Origin of the sequence: Pandoraea cepalis (assembly GCF_902459625.1) — a bacterium.
GTDB lineage: Bacteria > Pseudomonadota > Gammaproteobacteria > Burkholderiales > Burkholderiaceae > Pandoraea > Pandoraea cepalis.
The window spans coordinates 347070-364425 of record NZ_CABPRY010000001.1 but is presented as its reverse complement, the minus strand read 5'-3'; the positions used below and the strand labels follow the sequence as shown (position 1 = coordinate 364425).

General features: G+C 65.7%; 15 protein-coding genes. 2 read left to right on the top strand and 13 right to left on the bottom strand.

What is annotated here, in order from left to right; genetic code table 11:
* Positions 1 to 78: 78 nt before the first annotated feature.
* From hslV to PCE31107_RS01530, 6 genes are all read right to left on the bottom strand, one after another.
* Positions 79 to 630 carry an ATP-dependent protease subunit HslV gene (hslV, locus tag PCE31107_RS01555; RefSeq protein WP_150606069.1) on the bottom strand — a complete coding sequence of 184 codons (552 nt, stop codon included), beginning with the start codon at positions 628 to 630 and terminating at the stop codon, positions 79 to 81.
* Positions 631 to 919: 289 nt separating this feature from the next.
* Entirely contained in the window at positions 920 to 2932 is a 2013-nt protein-coding gene (locus tag PCE31107_RS01550) for a TonB-dependent receptor (protein ID WP_150606846.1), read from the bottom strand.
* 426 nt (positions 2933 to 3358) lie between these two features.
* Positions 3359 to 3841: a hypothetical protein gene (locus tag PCE31107_RS01545; RefSeq protein ID WP_150606067.1), complete on the bottom strand. Its 483-nt coding sequence runs from the start codon at positions 3839 to 3841 to the stop codon at positions 3359 to 3361.
* A gap of 234 nt (positions 3842 to 4075) precedes the next feature.
* Positions 4076 to 4495 (bottom strand): RNA polymerase-binding protein DksA, encoded by a 420-nt coding sequence (dksA, locus tag PCE31107_RS01540; RefSeq protein ID WP_130027651.1) that lies wholly within the window; start codon positions 4493 to 4495, stop codon positions 4076 to 4078.
* A gap of 390 nt (positions 4496 to 4885) precedes the next feature.
* Positions 4886 to 5947, bottom strand: coding sequence for a CobW family GTP-binding protein (locus tag PCE31107_RS01535; protein WP_150606065.1), 1062 nt, complete (start codon positions 5945 to 5947; stop codon positions 4886 to 4888).
* A 91-nt stretch (positions 5948 to 6038) separates the two neighbouring features.
* The gene (locus PCE31107_RS01530) at positions 6039 to 6533 is read right to left on the bottom strand and encodes a Fur family transcriptional regulator (RefSeq protein WP_017235122.1); all 495 of its coding nucleotides are present in this window, start codon (positions 6531 to 6533) and stop codon (positions 6039 to 6041) included.
* A 144-nt stretch (positions 6534 to 6677) separates the two neighbouring features.
* On the opposite strand from PCE31107_RS01530, the gene PCE31107_RS01525 reads away from it, so the two are divergent.
* Positions 6678 to 7553 (top strand): DMT family transporter, encoded by an 876-nt coding sequence (locus PCE31107_RS01525; protein ID WP_150606063.1) that lies wholly within the window; start codon positions 6678 to 6680, stop codon positions 7551 to 7553.
* Between the two features lie 19 nt (positions 7554 to 7572).
* Here the strand turns inward: PCE31107_RS01525 and PCE31107_RS01520 are convergent, their stop codons facing one another.
* The 5 genes from PCE31107_RS01520 to PCE31107_RS01500 all read right to left on the bottom strand — a co-directional run bounded on the left by PCE31107_RS01520 (position 7573) and on the right by PCE31107_RS01500 (position 12641).
* Positions 7573 to 8787: a class I SAM-dependent rRNA methyltransferase gene (locus tag PCE31107_RS01520; protein ID WP_150606062.1), complete on the bottom strand. Its 1215-nt coding sequence runs from the start codon at positions 8785 to 8787 to the stop codon at positions 7573 to 7575.
* 120 nt (positions 8788 to 8907) lie between these two features.
* The gene (xerC, locus tag PCE31107_RS01515) at positions 8908 to 9954 is read right to left on the bottom strand and encodes a tyrosine recombinase XerC (protein ID WP_150606060.1); all 1047 of its coding nucleotides are present in this window, start codon (positions 9952 to 9954) and stop codon (positions 8908 to 8910) included.
* Between the two features lie 58 nt (positions 9955 to 10012).
* Positions 10013 to 10681, bottom strand: a complete 669-nt coding sequence (locus tag PCE31107_RS01510; protein ID WP_130024549.1) for a DUF484 family protein — start codon at positions 10679 to 10681, stop codon at positions 10013 to 10015.
* A 168-nt stretch (positions 10682 to 10849) separates the two neighbouring features.
* Positions 10850 to 11701, bottom strand: coding sequence for a diaminopimelate epimerase (gene dapF / locus PCE31107_RS01505; RefSeq protein ID WP_150606058.1), 852 nt, complete (start codon positions 11699 to 11701; stop codon positions 10850 to 10852).
* Positions 11702 to 11744: 43 nt separating this feature from the next.
* Positions 11745 to 12641, bottom strand: coding sequence for a lipid A biosynthesis lauroyl acyltransferase (locus PCE31107_RS01500; RefSeq protein ID WP_130024547.1), 897 nt, complete (start codon positions 12639 to 12641; stop codon positions 11745 to 11747).
* 188 nt (positions 12642 to 12829) lie between these two features.
* On the opposite strand from PCE31107_RS01500, the gene metK reads away from it, so the two are divergent.
* The gene (gene metK, locus PCE31107_RS01495) at positions 12830 to 14008 is read left to right on the top strand and encodes a methionine adenosyltransferase (RefSeq protein ID WP_017235129.1); all 1179 of its coding nucleotides are present in this window, start codon (positions 12830 to 12832) and stop codon (positions 14006 to 14008) included.
* A gap of 129 nt (positions 14009 to 14137) precedes the next feature.
* Here metK and PCE31107_RS01490 read toward each other — a convergent pair whose 3' ends face one another.
* A complete protein-coding gene (locus PCE31107_RS01490) occupies positions 14138 to 15616 on the bottom strand; it encodes a coniferyl aldehyde dehydrogenase (RefSeq protein ID WP_150606056.1) in 1479 nt (492 codons plus the stop codon).
* 70 nt (positions 15617 to 15686) lie between these two features.
* Entirely contained in the window at positions 15687 to 17351 is a 1665-nt protein-coding gene (locus PCE31107_RS01485; RefSeq protein ID WP_150606054.1) for an isovaleryl-CoA dehydrogenase, read from the bottom strand.
* Positions 17352 to 17356: the final 5 nt, after the last annotated feature.

Genomic DNA, 17356 nt, shown 5'->3' with positions numbered 1-17356 from the left:
GAGGGTGACGCCCGGCCGGTCACCTGCCGACCGGCCAATCGTGCCGCAGGAGGGAGGCCCGCTGCGGCACGCGCGTCGTCACTGCGCTGCCTTCGGGGGCAGCGTCTCGATGATGTGATTGCCGTTGGTGTAGATGCACATTTCGCCCGCGATCGTCAGCGCCTTCTTGACGACTTCCGCCGGCGTCAGGTCCGTGTTCTCGACCAACGCGCGGGCAGCCGCCTGGGCGTACGATCCGCCCGAACCGATCGCGGCAACGCCACCCTCCGGATCGAGCACATCGCCGTTGCCGGTGATGACCAGCGTGGTCTCGGCATCGGCGACGATCATCATCGCTTCGAGCCGGCGCAGCATGCGGTCGGTACGCCAGTCCTTGGCCAGTTCCACCGCCGAGCGCGTCAAATGCCCCTGGTGCTTCTGGAGCTTCGCCTCGAAACGATCGAGCAGCGAGAAGGCATCGGCCGTCGCACCCGCGAAGCCAACCATAACCTTGCCGTCGTAAATCGTGCGAACCTTGCGGGCGGTGCCCTTCATCACGATGTTGCCGAGGGTGACCTGACCGTCGCCGCCAAGCGCGACCTGATCGCCGCGCCGAACGCAGACGATGGTGGTGCCGTGATATTGCTCCATGCCTGTTCCTTTTCGGGGGACGACGTGCGCCCCGTAACGATTGGCCCGGCCGCGCGCGCCACATAACCGTGACGACGAGCCCGACCGAGCGAGATGTCACTGTAGTTTAGGGCAATCGAAAGAATATCAAGAGGCGTCGACGGCAACACGCGCGCCCTGCTTGGCGACCTCGGGGCGATGTCGCGCAAAGCGGCATGGATCGTGAACTTCGCGCGGCATGGCGCCGCGCGAATCCTGTGCTGCGAGGAAATTTCTCGGAAATTACCCCGTTTTTGCGGCGCAATCCCGCTCAGAACGTGGTGCGCAAACCGACGCGAACCGAGCGTCCCCCCTGCGGCGCAATGTCGCGCAGCACCGAGCTGGCCAAACGTACTTCCTGGTTGGTCAGGTTCTCTCCCTTCAAGTACGCCAGCCACTGCGCGCCACCCGTCTTGAACTGATAGGTGAGCGCCGCACCGAGCGTGGTGTAGCCACGGGTCGTCAGATCGTTGGCGGGCACGCGGGCTTGAGGACTTGCGTGCACCATTTCCAGTCGCGCGCCCCAGTGACCCAACGCATAGGCAAGCGCCGCCGTCAGACGCAAGGGTGCGATGCGCGGCAGCGGTTCGCCCGTCTCGCGGTTGCGCGCGATCGTGTAGTCGCCGCGCAGTTCGAGATCGAGGTTGCCGTGACCGCGCCAAAGGCGCGCACGGCCGTCGGCTTCCATACCGTAGAGGTCGGCAGGCACGCCCGCGTACTGATAGACCGGCAAACTTTGGCCGCCCTCATCGATCGTGCGCCCCGTATTGTTGAGTGCGATGAAGTTGTTGAAGCGGCTGTAGAAGAGACCGATGCTGGCCTTGTTCGGGCCCTGTTCATAGCGTAGCGACAGGTCCGTCGAAAACGCCTTTTCAATCGCGGCCTGCGGACTGCCGATTTCCCAGACCCCGGTCGCCAGGTGCGGGCCGTTCGCATACAGCTCGTAGAACGTTGGCGCGCGCTCGGTGTAGGAGGTGTTGAGCGCGACCGACCACGCGGGGGCCAATGCGAAGACCGCACCCGCCGACACGCTGCCCGGCGTGAAGTCGCGCGACGGGAGATTGTCGAAGCGCTCATTACCGCCCGCCGTCGGCTTGACGCTCGAGTGCTCGATGCGCGCGCCGAACGAGAGCTTGATCGCCGGATGCATGGCCCACTCTTCGAGGGCAAACAGCGCGACATTGCGCGTGTCGCTCTTCGGCACAAAGGCCTCTTCGCCTAGCGCTGAGAAGGTGTTCTGCGAGAACTGCACGCCCACGGCGCCGTCGAGTGGCCCGAGCTTCGCGTGACGCGCTTCGATACGGCCTTCGTAGCCGTGATTCTTGAAGGTCGTTCCCGTCTCGCCGTTTTCGATTTCCTTGTGCTCGTAATCCGTGTAGCCAAAGTTGAACTTGAGGGCCGTGATCGGGCCGCCCAGGTCGCGGATCTCGCTGGCCAAGGCCAGACGTTGCTGCCGCAGCCGAATGCGTGTGTCCGCCTCGGCCACGGTGCCGTAATCCGAGTCGTAACCGGAGTACGACAGGCCCGTATAGCCGTCGGCCCACGTCCACGACGCACCGACGGCCGCGCCACTCGCCTGCCCCTGGCTGTTGGGCAAGGTGCCCGACGGTTGCGCCGTGGTCTCGTCGTCGCGGGCGCGTTGTTGCGCCGAACGGGCGAAGCCGGGAATGCGCAGGTCCGCGCTTTTTCGGGCGAAGCCGTCAACGTGGAACGCGAACTCGCCGTTGCCGAATTCGAGTTGCGCGGCCCCGGCGCGTTCGCGGTTCGCACCGCCAGCGCTGAAGTCCGTCGCACCGGAAATACCGGTGATGGATTCACGCGGAATGCGGTTGTCAATGGTGTTGATCACGCCGCCGACCGCGTTGCCGCCGTAGAGCAGTGCCGCAGGGCCCCGCACGACTTCTACGCGTTCGATCGTCAGCGGATCCTGCGCCACGGCGTGATCGTAGGACAGTGACGAGGCGTCGAGCGCCGCGGTGCCGTTCTGCAACACGCGAATGCGGTCGCCGTCGAGGCCACGAATGATGGGGCGGCTGACGTTCGGGCCGTACGACGTGGCCGAAACGCCGGGCAGCCCGTCGAGCGTCTCGCCCAGCGTGCCCGCACGGCGCAACGCCAGCGCCTTCCCGTCGAGTTCGGTGAGTGGCACGGTCAAGTCCGCGGCGGCGCGCCCAAGCGGATTGCCGGTCACGAAGGTGGTTGGCAACGTCACTTCGGGCCTCACCGGAACGGCAGTGGCAGACGTTGCATCCAAAGGTGCATCGGACACATCCGCCGCCTGCACGGACGCGCTTGCCGCAGCGAGCGCGCTGAACGTCAGCGCTGCGGCGAGCGGCCGTGGCGTGTTCACGGGCCACGCGCGGCGTGTTCGGCGAGAAGCCGAAGGGGCCTCGATGGGGAAAGCGGGAGCGGGCAAGGGCGTCGCGCGCTCACGCGCGCTGTTCAAAGCAGAAAGTGCCATGTCGGTATCGGGTGTGTTGGGTCGGTGCGCGGGAGCCTCGTCAGCGGGCTCCCGAGGATTCCGGGCGTCGGCGCGAACGAAACCCCGCCGCGCCGGCGATGATGGGCCGACGAGCGTGCAGCCGCCGCCGCCATCGCAGGCCCGAAGGCTGCGAGGGTCGGGACGGACAGTGGCAGGGATTCGCGCAGTCAGCGCGGAGAAGTTCGAATGACGCGAATGACGCGAGGTGTGGCGCAGATACGCGTCGCGTCAGATCGCGAGCGGCGGTGCGCGAGAGTCGAACGGTCGTCGGTGAACGCTCGGGTGACGGCGCCCAGTCGGGCGCTGAGGGAGGCTCGCGATGACGTTATCGCTTCCCCACGAAAGGACGGCCACGGCCATGGCCGCAGCCAGCGTGGCGCCTTCGAACAGATGGCAATGGTGGTGGGGGTTGCCGAAATCGACGGACGCCGTGCCGACAGCTTGGGCGCGGCCGTGTGCGGCCATCGCGAGATCCGCACCTCCCGCCTCGTCCGGATCATTCGCCTCGGCCGCCGCTGACCGGCCCGCATCTGCCGAAACGGGCGGCACGCCGGACAACCTTCGGGCATGCAGAATCTCGTGTTGCAGCCCCCAGATCTGTACGCCGATCAGCGCAACGATGAGCCACGCAACCCAACCGCTTCGCCCACACCCCACCCGCGTGCGCAGACGCGCGCGCCAAAAGCGGGAAGCGGATTCGATAGACGGCATGGGCGGCCACAATTGCAACTGAGTTGCAATTGTGGCATAAAGTTGGCTCGACGGCGAGCGTCAGCAAGCGTTGCGTGCAAGCCACAGTTCCGGGAGGAACGGGCGCGGTCGACCGGACGACGTCAAAAAACGGCAACAAAAAAGCACGTCGAGACGACGTGCCTTTGGCAAACCGGGAGCCGACGGACCTGACCTGCCGCCACCGCGCGGCGTCGGGCCGGTGGTGCGATGCGATCAGTCGCCGAACAGCTTCTGACGCAATTCGCGACGCTCTTGCGCTTCGAGCGACAGGGTGGCGGTCGGGCGGGCGAGCAGACGCGGAACGCCGATCGGCTCCCCGGTTTCTTCGCACCAGCCATATTCGCCCGATTCGATGCGAGCGAGCGACTGTTGCACCTTCTTCAGCAGCTTGCGTTCACGATCGCGGGTACGCAGCTCAAGCGCGTGCTCCTCTTCAATCGTGGCGCGGTCGGCCGGATCCGGGACGAGAATGGTTTCGCGCAGGTTCTCGGTGGTTTGACCGGCGTTACGCAAAATGTCAGCCTGCAGGTTTTCCAGACGATCCTTGAAGAAGGCGAGTTGATCTTCATTCATGTAGTCCTTCTCGCCCATCTTCAGAATTTCGGCCTCGGTCAAAAGTCTTTTCTTGCTCATGGGTTTTTGTGGCGTCTCTTTCGGATAGTCCGGTGACGCCCCTGCAGCGAGTGGGACGTCTTGCTTACCGGCGATGCCGCGGGCGGCTTCTTGGGTTACGTTCCTACCGGACGATTTGGGCGCCCCGTGCTTGGCGGCGGCCTTTTCGCCCGTCTTCGAATTACCTGCTGGAGCCCGCTTGGCGCCCGCTTCCGACGCCGGCTCTGACCGGCGCGTGGGGCCTGCGTTGGCAGTCTTGCGAGAGGCGGTAGCCATGGCGGTGCTCCCCTGCCTGCCCTCCGAAGTGCCGCGTTGGTTCGCTGGCGGCAGCCCCAGTGGGCACGTATTGTAACCGAATCGTTCAACAGCCCTGATTAAGGGGTTTCCCGTTGCACGGTTCGCCGGTCCCGCTCAGACCAGACAGCGCTCCAGCCCTTGCAGGATGATGTCTTTCGGCAGCTCGGCACCAATAAACACCATCTTGGTGTTCGGCGTCTCATCGGGTTGCCATTTCGCGCCCACGTCGCTGCCCATCATCTGGTGAACGCCCTGGAACACGACCCGGCGGTCGATGCCACGCATGTTTAATACACCTTTATAACGCAATAAGCGTTCGCCGTACACCTGTAGGATGCTCCCGAGGAAATCCTCCAGCTTCGCCGGATCGAAGGCTTTCTCGCTGCGAAAGACAAACGATTTGATGGCGTCGTCGTGGTGGACGTGGGCGTGACCGTGATCGTGCCCCTCGTGCGCGCACTGGTCATGATCGTGATCGCAGTGCGAGTGATCGTGATCATGGCCTTGATCGTGCGCGTGGTCGTCGGCGCCGAGGAATTCCGGATCGATGTCGAGCTTGTCGTTCAGGTTGAAGCCGTGAAGGTCGAAGATCTGCTTGAGCTCGGCCTGGCCGAAGTCGACTTCCTGCTGCGGCGCGCGCGGATTCATGTGCGCGAGGCGATGCTTCAGGTCGTCCAGCGCCTCGGGCGTGACCAGATCGGCTTTGGTGATGAACAGGCGATCGGCAAACCCCACCTGGCGCTGCACCACTTCGTGCTGATCGAGCTGCTGCTGGGCGTGCTTCGCGTCGACCAGCGTGATGATGGCGTCGAGCCGGTAGGTGTCGGCCACTTCGTCGTCGATGAAGAAGGTTTGCGCCACCGGGCCGGGGTTGGCCAGGCCGGTCGTCTCGATGACCACGCGGTCGAACTGAATCGCGCCCGCGTCGCGCTGGCTGTTCAGGTCGGACAGCGCCTTCACCAGGTCGCCACGGATCGTACAGCAGATGCAGCCGTTGCTCATCTGCACGATCTGCTCGGCGTTGTCGTGCACGAGGATGTCGTTATCGATGTTCTCTTCACCGAATTCATTTTCGATGACGGCGATCTTCATGCCATGCGCCTCGGTCAGGATGCGCTTGAGCAGCGTGGTTTTCCCGCTGCCGAGAAAGCCGGTCAGGATGGTGACGGGGGTCATGAATGCTATGTCCTGTTGTAATGCGGCGTACCTGACGCCGTCTGAATGTCGCCCACTGTACCCGAGGTAACGAAAAGCGGCTGGGGACGCGTCAGTTCGGGGCGCCCGCGCACTGTGCGCAAGTGCCGTGAATCATCAGCTCGACCTGTTCGCCCACGAAACCCTTGGGCAGGCGCTTGAGTTCGCGCTCACTCAATTGGGGATGCTGGGGCCAATCGTCAAGACAGAAGGTCCGGTGGCAGCGTACGCAACGAAAATGTCCGTGTTGCGTATGCGGACGCGGCGATGCCGCACGCTGCGGGTCGACATGCTCGGCCATGACGAAGCGGAAGATTCGGTCATCGCCGGCCTGCTTGATGGCCCAGCCCTGCGCGACCAGCCAATCGAGCACGCGGTAGGCCGTTACGCGGTCGAGCGGATCGGCGTCGGTGGCCAGATCGGCCAGCACCTCCTGATGCGTGAGCGGACGGCCCGCCTTGAGCAGCATCGCCAGCACGCGCACGCGTCCGGAGGTCACGCGGCCCGACTGCTCTTGCAAGCTCGTACGGGCGGCTTCCAGATAAGGTTGTAGTTGAATAAGGCTCATGAATCGATTTAAGCACAGCACCGCCAGTACTGCAACGGAGTTGCAAAAGTAGGCATTTTCCGAGCCCCGAAGGCCGCCGACCGAGTCTGTCCGGAGGTGAACGGGCAATGCGTCATACAATTGACGCAAAAAACACCACTCACCATGTCGCTCACCGCTCTCGCCCTCGTCGTTACCGCCGCATTCCTGCATGCCACCTGGAATTTCCTCGCCAAACGCATCGACACGCGCGAAGGTGGCGGCCCGCAGCTCGTCTTCCTCTATGCGCTGCTGACCGTCGTGCTGTACACGCCGCTGGCGCTGTTTTTCCTGATCGGTTCAGACGCCAGTTGGCCGAATGCGCTGGGTTGGGGCGTGATCGCCACGAGCGCCATGCTGCACTACGGCTACACGCTGGTCCTGCAGCGCGGCTACCGGGTGGGCGACCTGTCGGTCGTCTATCCGCTCGCACGGGGCACCGGGCCGTTGCTGTCGTCGCTGGGCGCCATCGTGCTGCTGGGGGAACGCCCGGGCTGGCTGGCCCTTTTCGGGATCGGGCTGGTGGTCGCCGGCGTGCTGATCATCGCCGGGGGCGAGCGCCTGTTCCGGCGCGACACCATGCACGCGGGCGCGGGCTGGGGCGTGCTGACCGGCGGATTCATCGCGGCTTATACGCTGGCCGACGCCTACGCCATCCGCACCCTGCTGCTTGCACCGCTCGTCTACTACTACCTGGAGAATGTGCTGCGCGTCGTGCTCTCGGCACCGATGGCGTGCTCGCGTCCCGCGCGCATGGTCATGGTGTGGCAGGCAAACTGGCGCAAGATCGTGCTGATCTCGCTGATCTCGCCGATGTCCTACTTCCTGATCCTGACGGCACTCAAGTACGCGCCGGTGTCGCACGTTGCCCCGGCGCGGGAGATGTCGATGATGATTGCCGCGCTGTTGGGCGTGCGTTTGCTGGGCGAGGGGGAGATGCACCGCCGCGTGGGCGGTGCCGTGTTGATCGCGTTGGGCGTGGTCGCACTGACACTGGGCTGACGTCCACAGAAGCGAGCGCTTACATACGCTGCAACCAAAGCCCCTTGAGATATTCGCCTTCGGGGAATTGCGTGAGCATGGGGTGATCCATGCCCGCCGACAGGCGGCGCAGAATGCGGGCGTCCACTCCGGCATCCACGGCCGCGCCCGCCACGATCTTCTGGAACAGATCGGCGTCGATCGCGCCTGAGCACGAGTACGTCAGCAGTTGGCCGCCCGGGCGCAGCAGCTTGAAACCGGCCAGATTGATGTCCTTGTACGCCCGTGCGGCACGCTCCACGTGATGGGCCGACGGCGCGAACTTGGGCGGATCGAGCACGATCATGTCGAACAGGCGTCCCTCGTCGCGCAACGCGCGCAGGGTCTTGAAGACATCGGCGTCGCGCCATTCGGCACGCGCGGCGTCGAAACCGTTGAGTTCGACATTGCGCGCGCCGATTGCCAACGCGTCGCCCGACGAGTCGATGGACAACACACTCTGCGCCCCGCCCGCCAGCGCCGCCAGCGAAAAGCCACCGGTATAGCAGAAGCAGTTGAGCACGTCGCGGCCCTTGGCCTGCTGCTTCACCAGCAGACGATTGTCGCGCTGATCGACATAGAAGCCGGTCTTGTGCCCGTTGCGCACGTCGACGTAATACTTCACGCCACACTCGTACGTCGTGAGCAAGTCGGGCGCCTGGGGCGGCTCAGCCCCCGCCAGCACGCCAGTAAGGCTCGGCAGGCCTTCGCGCTCGCGCACGGCGGCGTCGGACCGTTCGTAGACATTGGGGCAGCCGGTCGCGCCGACGAGGGCGTTCACGATCGCGTCCTTCCACGCTTCCACGCCGGCCGCCATGAATTGGCAGACGATCTGGTCCGTCACGGGCGCACCGGGCGCGGACTGGTAGCGGTCGACGATCAGGCCCGGCAGGCCGTCGGCCTCGCCGAAGATCAGGCGGGTCGCCCCGGTGTCGTGGACCATCTGCTCGCGATAAGCGAGGGCGGCGCTCACACGACGCTTGAAGAACGCATGATCGACCGGCTCGTTTTCATCGAACGTCCAAACGCGGGCGCGGATGGCCGAGACCGGGCTGAAGGCGGCGCGAGCGAGAAATCGCCCGTCGGCGGCGCGCACCACGACCGTCGCGCCGGAAGCCGGTTTGCCGTCCACGCGCGCCACGGCGGTGGCGTAAATCCAGGGGTGACGGCGCAGCAAGGACTTTTCTTTGCCGGGCTTGAGGGTCAAGGTATTCATGCGGGACGGACCAACGGTTGACGACGGGGTGACGGCAAGTCATCCAGCAGACGGAGAACGTGCGGGACTTGCTGAGGAAGGACGCGATTCTACACCGAGTCGCGCCGTCCGCCGCAACGCTCAGGGCTTCTTGCGCGAGCGCGGATGCGCCTGATCGTAGACCTTCGCAAGGTGCTGGAAATCGAGTTTCGTGTAGATCTGTGTCGTTGAAATATTGCTGTGCCCCAGCATCTCCTGCACGGCGCGCAGATCGCCGGACGATTGCAGGACGTGCGTGGCGAACGAGTGACGCAGCATGTGCGGGTGCACGTGTGTCGGCAGCCCGGCCGCCAGCGCGTGGCGCGCCAGCCCCTGCTGCACCGCGCGCGCGCCGATGCGCTTGCCGCGCGCCGACAGGAACAGCGCATGCGGCTCAGCCGTTGCCAGTCCTGCCCGCATGTCCAGCCAACCGGCCAGCGCCTGCGCCGCTTTCTCGCCCACGGGCACGCGGCGTCGCTTGTTCCCCTTACCGGTCACGACCACCTCGCGTTCGGGCAAATCAAGCCAACTCACGGAACGGTAGCCCTCGGCCTCGACGTAGCGATGATCGAGGCTCGTGAGTTCCGACAGACGCAGGCCCGACGAGTACAGCAGCTCGAACATCGCCCGATTGCGCACGGCCTCGGCCGACGTGCCGGAGACGAACTCGACGAGCGCCGATGCCTGATCTGGCGACAGCGCTTTCGGCAACGGCTTGGGCTGTTTCGGCGCGCGCACGCCGTCGACGGGATTGGCCGCTAGCGAGGTGCGCTGGGCAAGCCACGCGAAGTAGCCTCGCCAGGCGGAGAGCTTGCGGGCGATGGAGCGGCCGACGAGGCCCTCGCTGTGCAACTGCATGGCGAAGCGGCGAATGTCGCCGTGCTCCAGCGATTCGAGCGAGCGGCCGCGCGCCAGACGCTGCAACTGGCGCAGGTCGCGCGTGTAGTTCTCAAGGGTGAGCTCGGCGAGCTTGCGCTCGCTGGCGAGCGACGTCAGGTAGTGGCGGATGCCCGGTTCGAGCGGCGTCTCGTCGTCCGACGCCCCGGCTTGCGCCCCGGGCTTGCGCGCGCGATCCGGCGAGGCACGCCCGGCGCGCGCCTTGGGCGTGGCCACGCTGGCAGGACGCGGCGATCGGGTCGAGGTGGCCATAAGGCGTGGTGAAAGGTGCCGTCAGCGCATCAGTCCGCCCGGGCGCCGGCGACGCGCATCAGTCGTTCGCGCGCAGCTTGCTGAGCGCCGCGCCGGCCAGTTCCCCGATCTGCGTCAGGAAGTCGGTCGCCATGCCCTCATGGAAACGGCGGGCGTCTTCCGAGCCCATGACGAGCAGGCCGAAGACCGGTCCATCCGTCACTTGCGGGTCGCGCAGCGCGAGCAGCGCCACCGACGCCGGATCGCTCGGTGCGCCGAGCCATGTCACGGCTTCGAAACCGGTGTTGGCACCGCAATAGGGAGTCGCCAGGCTCGAGGCGAAGATCTTGACCTCTTCGCTCACGCTGCGGGCGAACTCGGCCGGTTGGTACGGCGCGGCCACGTTCCACACGCGAACGGCCGCGAAGGGGACGTTGAAAACGTCGCGCAGGCCGCGGGCAATCGCGTCGGGCAATGCGTGCGGATCGCGCTCGCCGAGCAGGCCGAGGTTCCAGCGATGCAGCTTGGCCGAGATGTCGTCGTTCTCGTGCCCGTAGCGCATCAATTCGGCGAGGCGTCGCTCGATCTGCTTGGTCTTTTCGCGCTGCATCTCGATCTGGCGCTCTTGCAGCGACACGGCGCGCTGGCCGTGCGGGCTGGTGAGCCGCACGCCGGCCAGCAATTCGGCATGGCGTTCGAAGAAGTCGGGATGCGCGATCAGGTATTCCGCAATATCTCGGTCGTTCATGAGTGTCCGTCTGCTGTTCGTCAACTGCCGCCAGCCGCCGCCGCGCACGAGGCACAACGGTGGCGCACGGCCGCCAGGGTCGCTAAATCAGAGTCCGTCAGAAACCAAAATCCTACTGTGCCGCTCCCGCGGCCTGCCCGCGCGGAACACCGGGACCGACGTTTGGCGTCAGATCTCGATCGTCCCTTCGAAGACCGTGGTGGCGGGTCCCGTCATGATGACCGGACCGCTTGCGCCGTCCCAGTCGATGGTGAGCGTGCCGCCGTGGGTTTCGATGGCCACGGGCGCGGCCAGCAGCCCGCGGCGGATGCCTGCCACTGCCGCCGCGCACGCGCCGGTGCCGCAGGCGAGCGTCTCGCCCGCACCGCGCTCGTACACGCGCAGACGCGCCCGATGCTTGTCCACCACCTGCAGGAAGCCCGCATTCACGCGGCGCGGGAAGCGCGCGTGACGCTCGATCAGCGGGCCGTCCGTTTCCACCGGCGCGGTATCGACGTTATCCACCACCTGCACCGCATGCGGATTGCCCATCGAGACCACGGAAATCCACGTCGTCTTGCCGGCCACGTCGAGCGGCCAAAGCGTGTCGTCGCCCTCGCCCCGCCCGGCCAGCCCGCTGGCGTCGAACGGCACATCCGACGCCGTGAGGATCGGCGCGCCCATGTCCACGCTGACCTGGCCGTCGTCGCGCATCGTGAGCGTGATCAAGCCCTGCTGCACCTCGACGCGCACCGTGCGCTTGTCGGTCAACCCCGTGTCGCGCACGAACTTGACGAAGCAGCGCGCCCCGTTGCCACAATGCTCCACCTCACCGCCGTCGGCGTTGAAGATGCGATAGCGGAAGTCAACGCCAGGCTGCGTCGAGCGTTCGACGAGCAGGAGCTGGTCTGCGCCGACGCCGAAATGGCGGTCGGCGAGCGCGCGCCACTGCTCGGGCGTGAAATCGATGGATTGCGAGATGCCGTCGATCACGACGAAGTCGTTGCCGGCACCCTGCATCTTGGTGAATTTGAGCTTCATGGCGCTATTGTAGTGGAGAAGGCCGACGCGCATCCGGCGCCTGTCAATACACGCTCGGCTCGCCGGGCGGGCGCGTCTTGAAGCGCTTGTGCACCCAGTAGTACTGCTCCGGCATCTTCAGGATTTGTTCTTCGAGGAACGCGTTCATCCGGCGCGCATCGGCGTCGGGGTCGCCGCTGGGATAGTTTTCCCACACGGGGAAGACCTTGAGGCGGTAGCCCTTGTAGTTGGGCAGCACCTCGCCGATGAACGGCAGAATCTGGGCCCGGCCGACTTCGGCCAGACGGGACACAGACGTCAGCGTACAAGTGTTCACGCCGAAGAACGGCACAAACGTGGAGTTCCGCGCGCCGTAGTCCATGTCGGCCGCCAGCATGACCGGCTTGCCCTTTCGGAACATGCGCAGCACATCGCGGGCACTGTCGCCGCGCGCGATCATTTCCGCGTCGAAACGACCGCGCTGCTCGCGGGCCATCGCGTCGAACGCCGGGTTCGACATCGGCGTGTAGAGCGACGCGCACGGCCGGTGCAGCGAGTAATTGATGAAAATCGAGCCCGCCTCGATACCCACGAAGTGGAACCCGAGCAGGATCGTGGGTGGCATGTTCGGGTCGAGCAGGTCGACCGCCGAATCGAGTTCGATGAGCCGCTCCAGCTTCTTGCCGTCGGCGAACCATTGCACGCTGCGCTCCGCGTAGCTGCGAATGGCATGCACGAACGACGCCTTGGCCACGCGCTCGCGCGTCGCCTCGTCCCAATGCGGGAAACACAGCCGCAAATTGGTGTGCACAACGCGCTTTCGCGAGCTGGGAATCAGGTACAACAGGTGCCCTAGACCGGCGCCGAAGCGCGCGACCCAGCCATAGGGCAGCAGGTTGAGGCCGCGCAGCAGGCCAACGCTCAGGTAGTAGCCGAGGGATTTCTTGGGTGTGGTTGCCATGTCGCAAGCAGGATTTCTTCAGGGGCGTATAATAAGCGACATCGCCGAGTTAACTGACAACTTGCGGGGCGATTCGAATGTGCCACCCTATCGAGGCAGCGCATTCGACCAATTTTCCGCTAAAGCGTCGCCGCTTCCCCTCCGATGACGGCAACGTGAGTCGCCAAATTCGTTTAGAGGAGCCAGAAGTGGCGAACGATTATCTCTTTACTTCCGAATCGGTCTCCGAAGGTCACCCCGACAAGGTCGCCGACCAGATTTCGGATGCCGTGCTCGACGCCATCCTGAAGCAAGACAAGTACGCGCGCGTTGCCGCAGAAACGCTGTGCAACACGGGTCTCGTCGTGCTCGCGGGTGAAATCACCACGACCGCCACGGTCGACTATCAGCAAGTCGCGCGCGAGACCATCCGCCGCATCGGCTACGACAACACCGACTACGGTATCGACTACAAGGGTTGCGCGGTGCTGGTCGCCTACGACCGCCAGTCGCCGGACATCGCCCAGGGCGTGGACCGTGCGCATGACGACAACCTCGATCAGGGCGCCGGCGACCAGGGCCTGATGTTCGGCTACGCCTGCGACGAAACGCCGGAACTCATGCCGCTGCCCATCTATCTGTCGCACCGCCTGGTCGAGCGCCAGTCGCAAGTGCGCCGTGACGGTCGTCTGCCCTGGCTGCGCCCGGATGCCAAGTCGCAAGTCACCATCAAGTACGAAAACGGCCGTCCGCACAGCATCGATACCGTCGTGCTCTCGACGCAGCACCATCCGGACATTGCGCTGGAAGCCCTGCGCGAAGCCGTCATCGAAGAAGTCATCAAGCCGGTGCTGCCGGCCGACCTGATCAAGGGCGACATCAAGTTCCTGGTGAACCCGACCGGTCGTTTCGTGATCGGTGGCCCGCAGGGCGACGCCGGCCTCACGGGCCGCAAGATCATCGTCGACACATACGGCGGTGCCGCACCGCACGGCGGTGGCGCGTTCTCGGGCAAGGATCCGTCGAAGGTCGATCGCTCGGCCGCCTACGCGGGCCGTTATGTCGCGAAGAACATCGTGGCCGCCGGTCTTGCCTCGAAGTGCGTGATCCAGGTTTCGTACGCCATCGGCGTGGCGCGACCGACGTCGGTCATGGTCAACACGTTCGGCACGGGCAAGATCAGCGATCAGCGTATCGCCGAGTTGGTCGAGAAGCACTTCGACCTGCGTCCGAAGGGCATCATCCAGATGCTCGACCTGCTGCGCCCGATCTACGAGAAGACCGCCGCCTACGGGCACTTCGGCCGTGAAGAGCCGGAATTCTCGTGGGAAGCGACCGACCGCGCCGACATCCTGCTGGCCGACGCCGGCCTGCGCGCGGTGGCCTGATCCGACATCGCTCTCGTGGTGCCCGCCGGTCTCGACCGGCGAACGCCCAACAAAACCCCCGCTCGGGACTGAACCGGCGGGGGTTTTGTTTTATCGCGACGTCGGATGCCCGACGTCAGAGCTCAGAGGTCAGCGCATCAATTGCCGGATCATCGTGGCGAACACCTTGCCATACGGTGGGTTGAGCAGGCCGGCGCCGTTCCAGCGCGCCTGCCGGAAGATCGGCTTCTCCTTGGAGAACGTCCGGAAGCCCGCCTCGCCGTGGTACCCCCCCATGCCCGACGGCCCCACGCCGCCGAACGGCAGCGCATGCTCCGCAACGTGCAGCAGCGTGTCGTTGATCGTCACGCCGCCGGAAATCGTGCCGTCGACGACGCGGCCAATGCGCGTGTTGTCGGTATCGAACACATACAGCGCGAGCGGACGCGCACGCTCATTGACATAGGCGATGGCGGCGTCCAGATCGTCGTAGGGCACCACCGGCAACAGCGGCCCGAAGATCTCCTCGCGCATCACGCGCATGCCGTCATGAACACCGGTAAGCACCACGGGCGGCAGACGCCGGCGCGCCGCCTGCGCCGGGGTATCGAACAGCGCATGCGACGTGGCGCCCTGCGCCGCCGCCTCGGCGGCAAGCCCGGACAACCGCTCGAAGTGCCGAGACGACACGATGCTCGTGTATTGCGGATTGTTCACGGCGTCGGGATACAAGCGCGCCGCCACCTGCCGCGCCGTGGCAACGAAGGCGTCGAGCTTGTCGCGCGGCACGAGCACATAGTCGGGCGCCACACAGGTCTGACCCGCGTTGACCAGCTTGCCGAGCATGATGCGCTCCACCGCGTGCTCCCATCGCGCACCCGGCCCGATGATGGCCGGCGACTTGCCACCGAGTTCGAGCGTCACCGGCGTGAGGTGTTCGCTGGCCGCTCGCATCACATGATGGCCGATCGACGTCGCGCCAGTGAACAGCAAATGGTCGAACGCCAGCGTCGAGAACGCGCGCGCGACCTGTGCGTCACCCGTCACGACCGTGACCCACTCCGGCGGGAACGTCTCGGCCACGGCGGCCGCAAACGCATCCGCGAAGCGCGGCGTGACCTCGGAGACCTTGATCATCACCCGATTGCCGGCGGCCAAGGCGTCGGTGAGCGGACCGACGGCCAGAAACAACGGGTAATTCCACGGCACGATCACACCGACGACGCCGAGCGGCTGCGGCACGACGGCGCGTCGCGCAGGCAGCATCCACAGGTTTGCCCAGCCGCGCGACCCACGCATCCAGCGGCGCGTGTTCGCGAGCGCATGCTTCAGGTTGCCGTGCGACGGGAACAGTTCGAGCATGTCCGTTTCCTGCGCCGAGCGGCCGCCGAAATCCGCGTCGATGGCGCCCGCGAACGCTTCGCGATGCTTGTGAAGCATCGCTTGCAGCGCTTTCAGGTGACGCTTGCGCGTCGGCCATTCGACGTGCGGTGCGGCGTCGTGCGCGCGGCGCATCGCGTCGAAGCGCGGCAATAGCGACGCGCGGGCGATGTCGTCGTCGGTCGAGGTATCCGGTGCCGACGACGGTGTCGCCTCATGCAACCCGTTCAATTCATGTTGGTATCCCATGCCTTCTCCTCCCTGAGGTCGCAGGTGGCCCCGCAGGGGCCGCCCAACGCCATCGATATATTGTTATCCGTTATGCGAGAAAAGCCCGGTCGAGCCAGGCACGTTGCACTGCCACCGCGAGCGTGTCCGGCATCACGCCGTACACCCGCCCGCCCGCGTTCGAGCATCGGCTCTCGATGAAGCCATGCGCCAACTCGGCCGGCGCGTGTTCGAGCAACAACGCCGCCTGTGCCAGCAGTACCACCTGCTGTGCAATCGCACGCGCGCGAGTCGCGTGCGTTGCCGGATCGGCCGCCAGCCAACCGTGCAACTGCGCCAACGCCGCGCGCAGCGGCGCATGCGATCCCGTGCGCTCGCCGACCCATCGGAACCAGTGCTGTGCGACGTCAGGCTCGCGGCTCATGGCGCGCAACACATCGAGACACATCACGTTGCCCGAGCCTTCCCATATCGAATTGACGGGCGCCTCGCGATACAGCCGCGCCAGCGGGCCGGTCTCGACGTAGCCGTTTCCGCCCCACACCTCCATGCACTCGCCCGCGAGTTCGAGCGCGCGCTTGCATACCCAGAACTTCGCGGCAGGCAGCACGATGCGACGCCACGCCCGCTCGTGCGGCGAATCGTTGTCGGACACGCCCGCGTCGAACGCCTGTGCCAGCCGCATGGCCAGCCACGTTGCCGCTTCCGACTCCAGCGCCAGATCCGCGAGCACCGTCGTCATCAGATCCTGATCGACGAGCTTCGCCCCGAACGCCGAGCGATGGCGCGCGTGATGAATCGCCTGCACGACACCCGCGCGCATCATTGCCGCGCTGCCGATCACGCAGTCGAGGCGCGTGTACGTCGCCATCTCGATGATGGTGGGAATTCCTCGCCCAGGCGCGCCGACTCGCGTGCCGCAGGCGCCCTGCAACTCGACTTCACTGCTCGCATTGGAGCGATTGCCGAGCTTGTCCTTCAGACGTTGCACTTGCACACCGTTCTTGCGCCCGTCCGGCGCGTAGCGCGGCACGAAGAAGCAGGACAACGCATCGCTGTCGGCGTCGCGTGCGAGCACCAGATGCGCGTCGCACTGCGGCGCGGAGAAGAACCATTTGTGCCCGACGAGCGAGAACGTGCCGTCCCCGCAATCGGTGGCCGTGGTGGTGTTGGTGCGCACGTCGGAGCCGCCTTGTTTCTCCGTCATCCCCATGCCGATGAGAATGGCGTGCTTCTGCGCCAGCGGCACGTCGCGCGGGTCGTGCTGTGGCGCGAGCAACTTGTCCTTGATCGACGCAAAGCGCGTGGGCTCCTTGGCGAGCACCGGAATGCTCGCGAACGTCATCGTCGTGGGGCACAACGCACCGGCCTCGTTCTGCGCGTGCAGGAAATAGGCCGCCGTGCGCGCCGTCATCGCACCGTCGCGCGGATGCGCCCACGGCAACGACTGCAGTTCGGCCCCCCGCAACAAGTCCATGAGCGCATGCCACGACGGATGAAACTCGACGCGATCGATGCGATTGCCTTGCGAATCGAACGATTGCAGTTCCGGCGCGTGACGATTGGCCGCCTCCGCCCACGCCTGCACCTCGGCTTCGCCCAGGCGAGCGCCCTGGCGATGCAGCGTTGTCGCATGCCACCCCGCGCCGAACGCCGCCACTGCGGCTTGCAACGCGGCGTCGGTGGCGTAAAGGTTGTAGTCGGTAAGCGGCGGCACCTGATTGGTGACGTCGTGGGTCTGCCAGGCTTGCGTCATCCGTG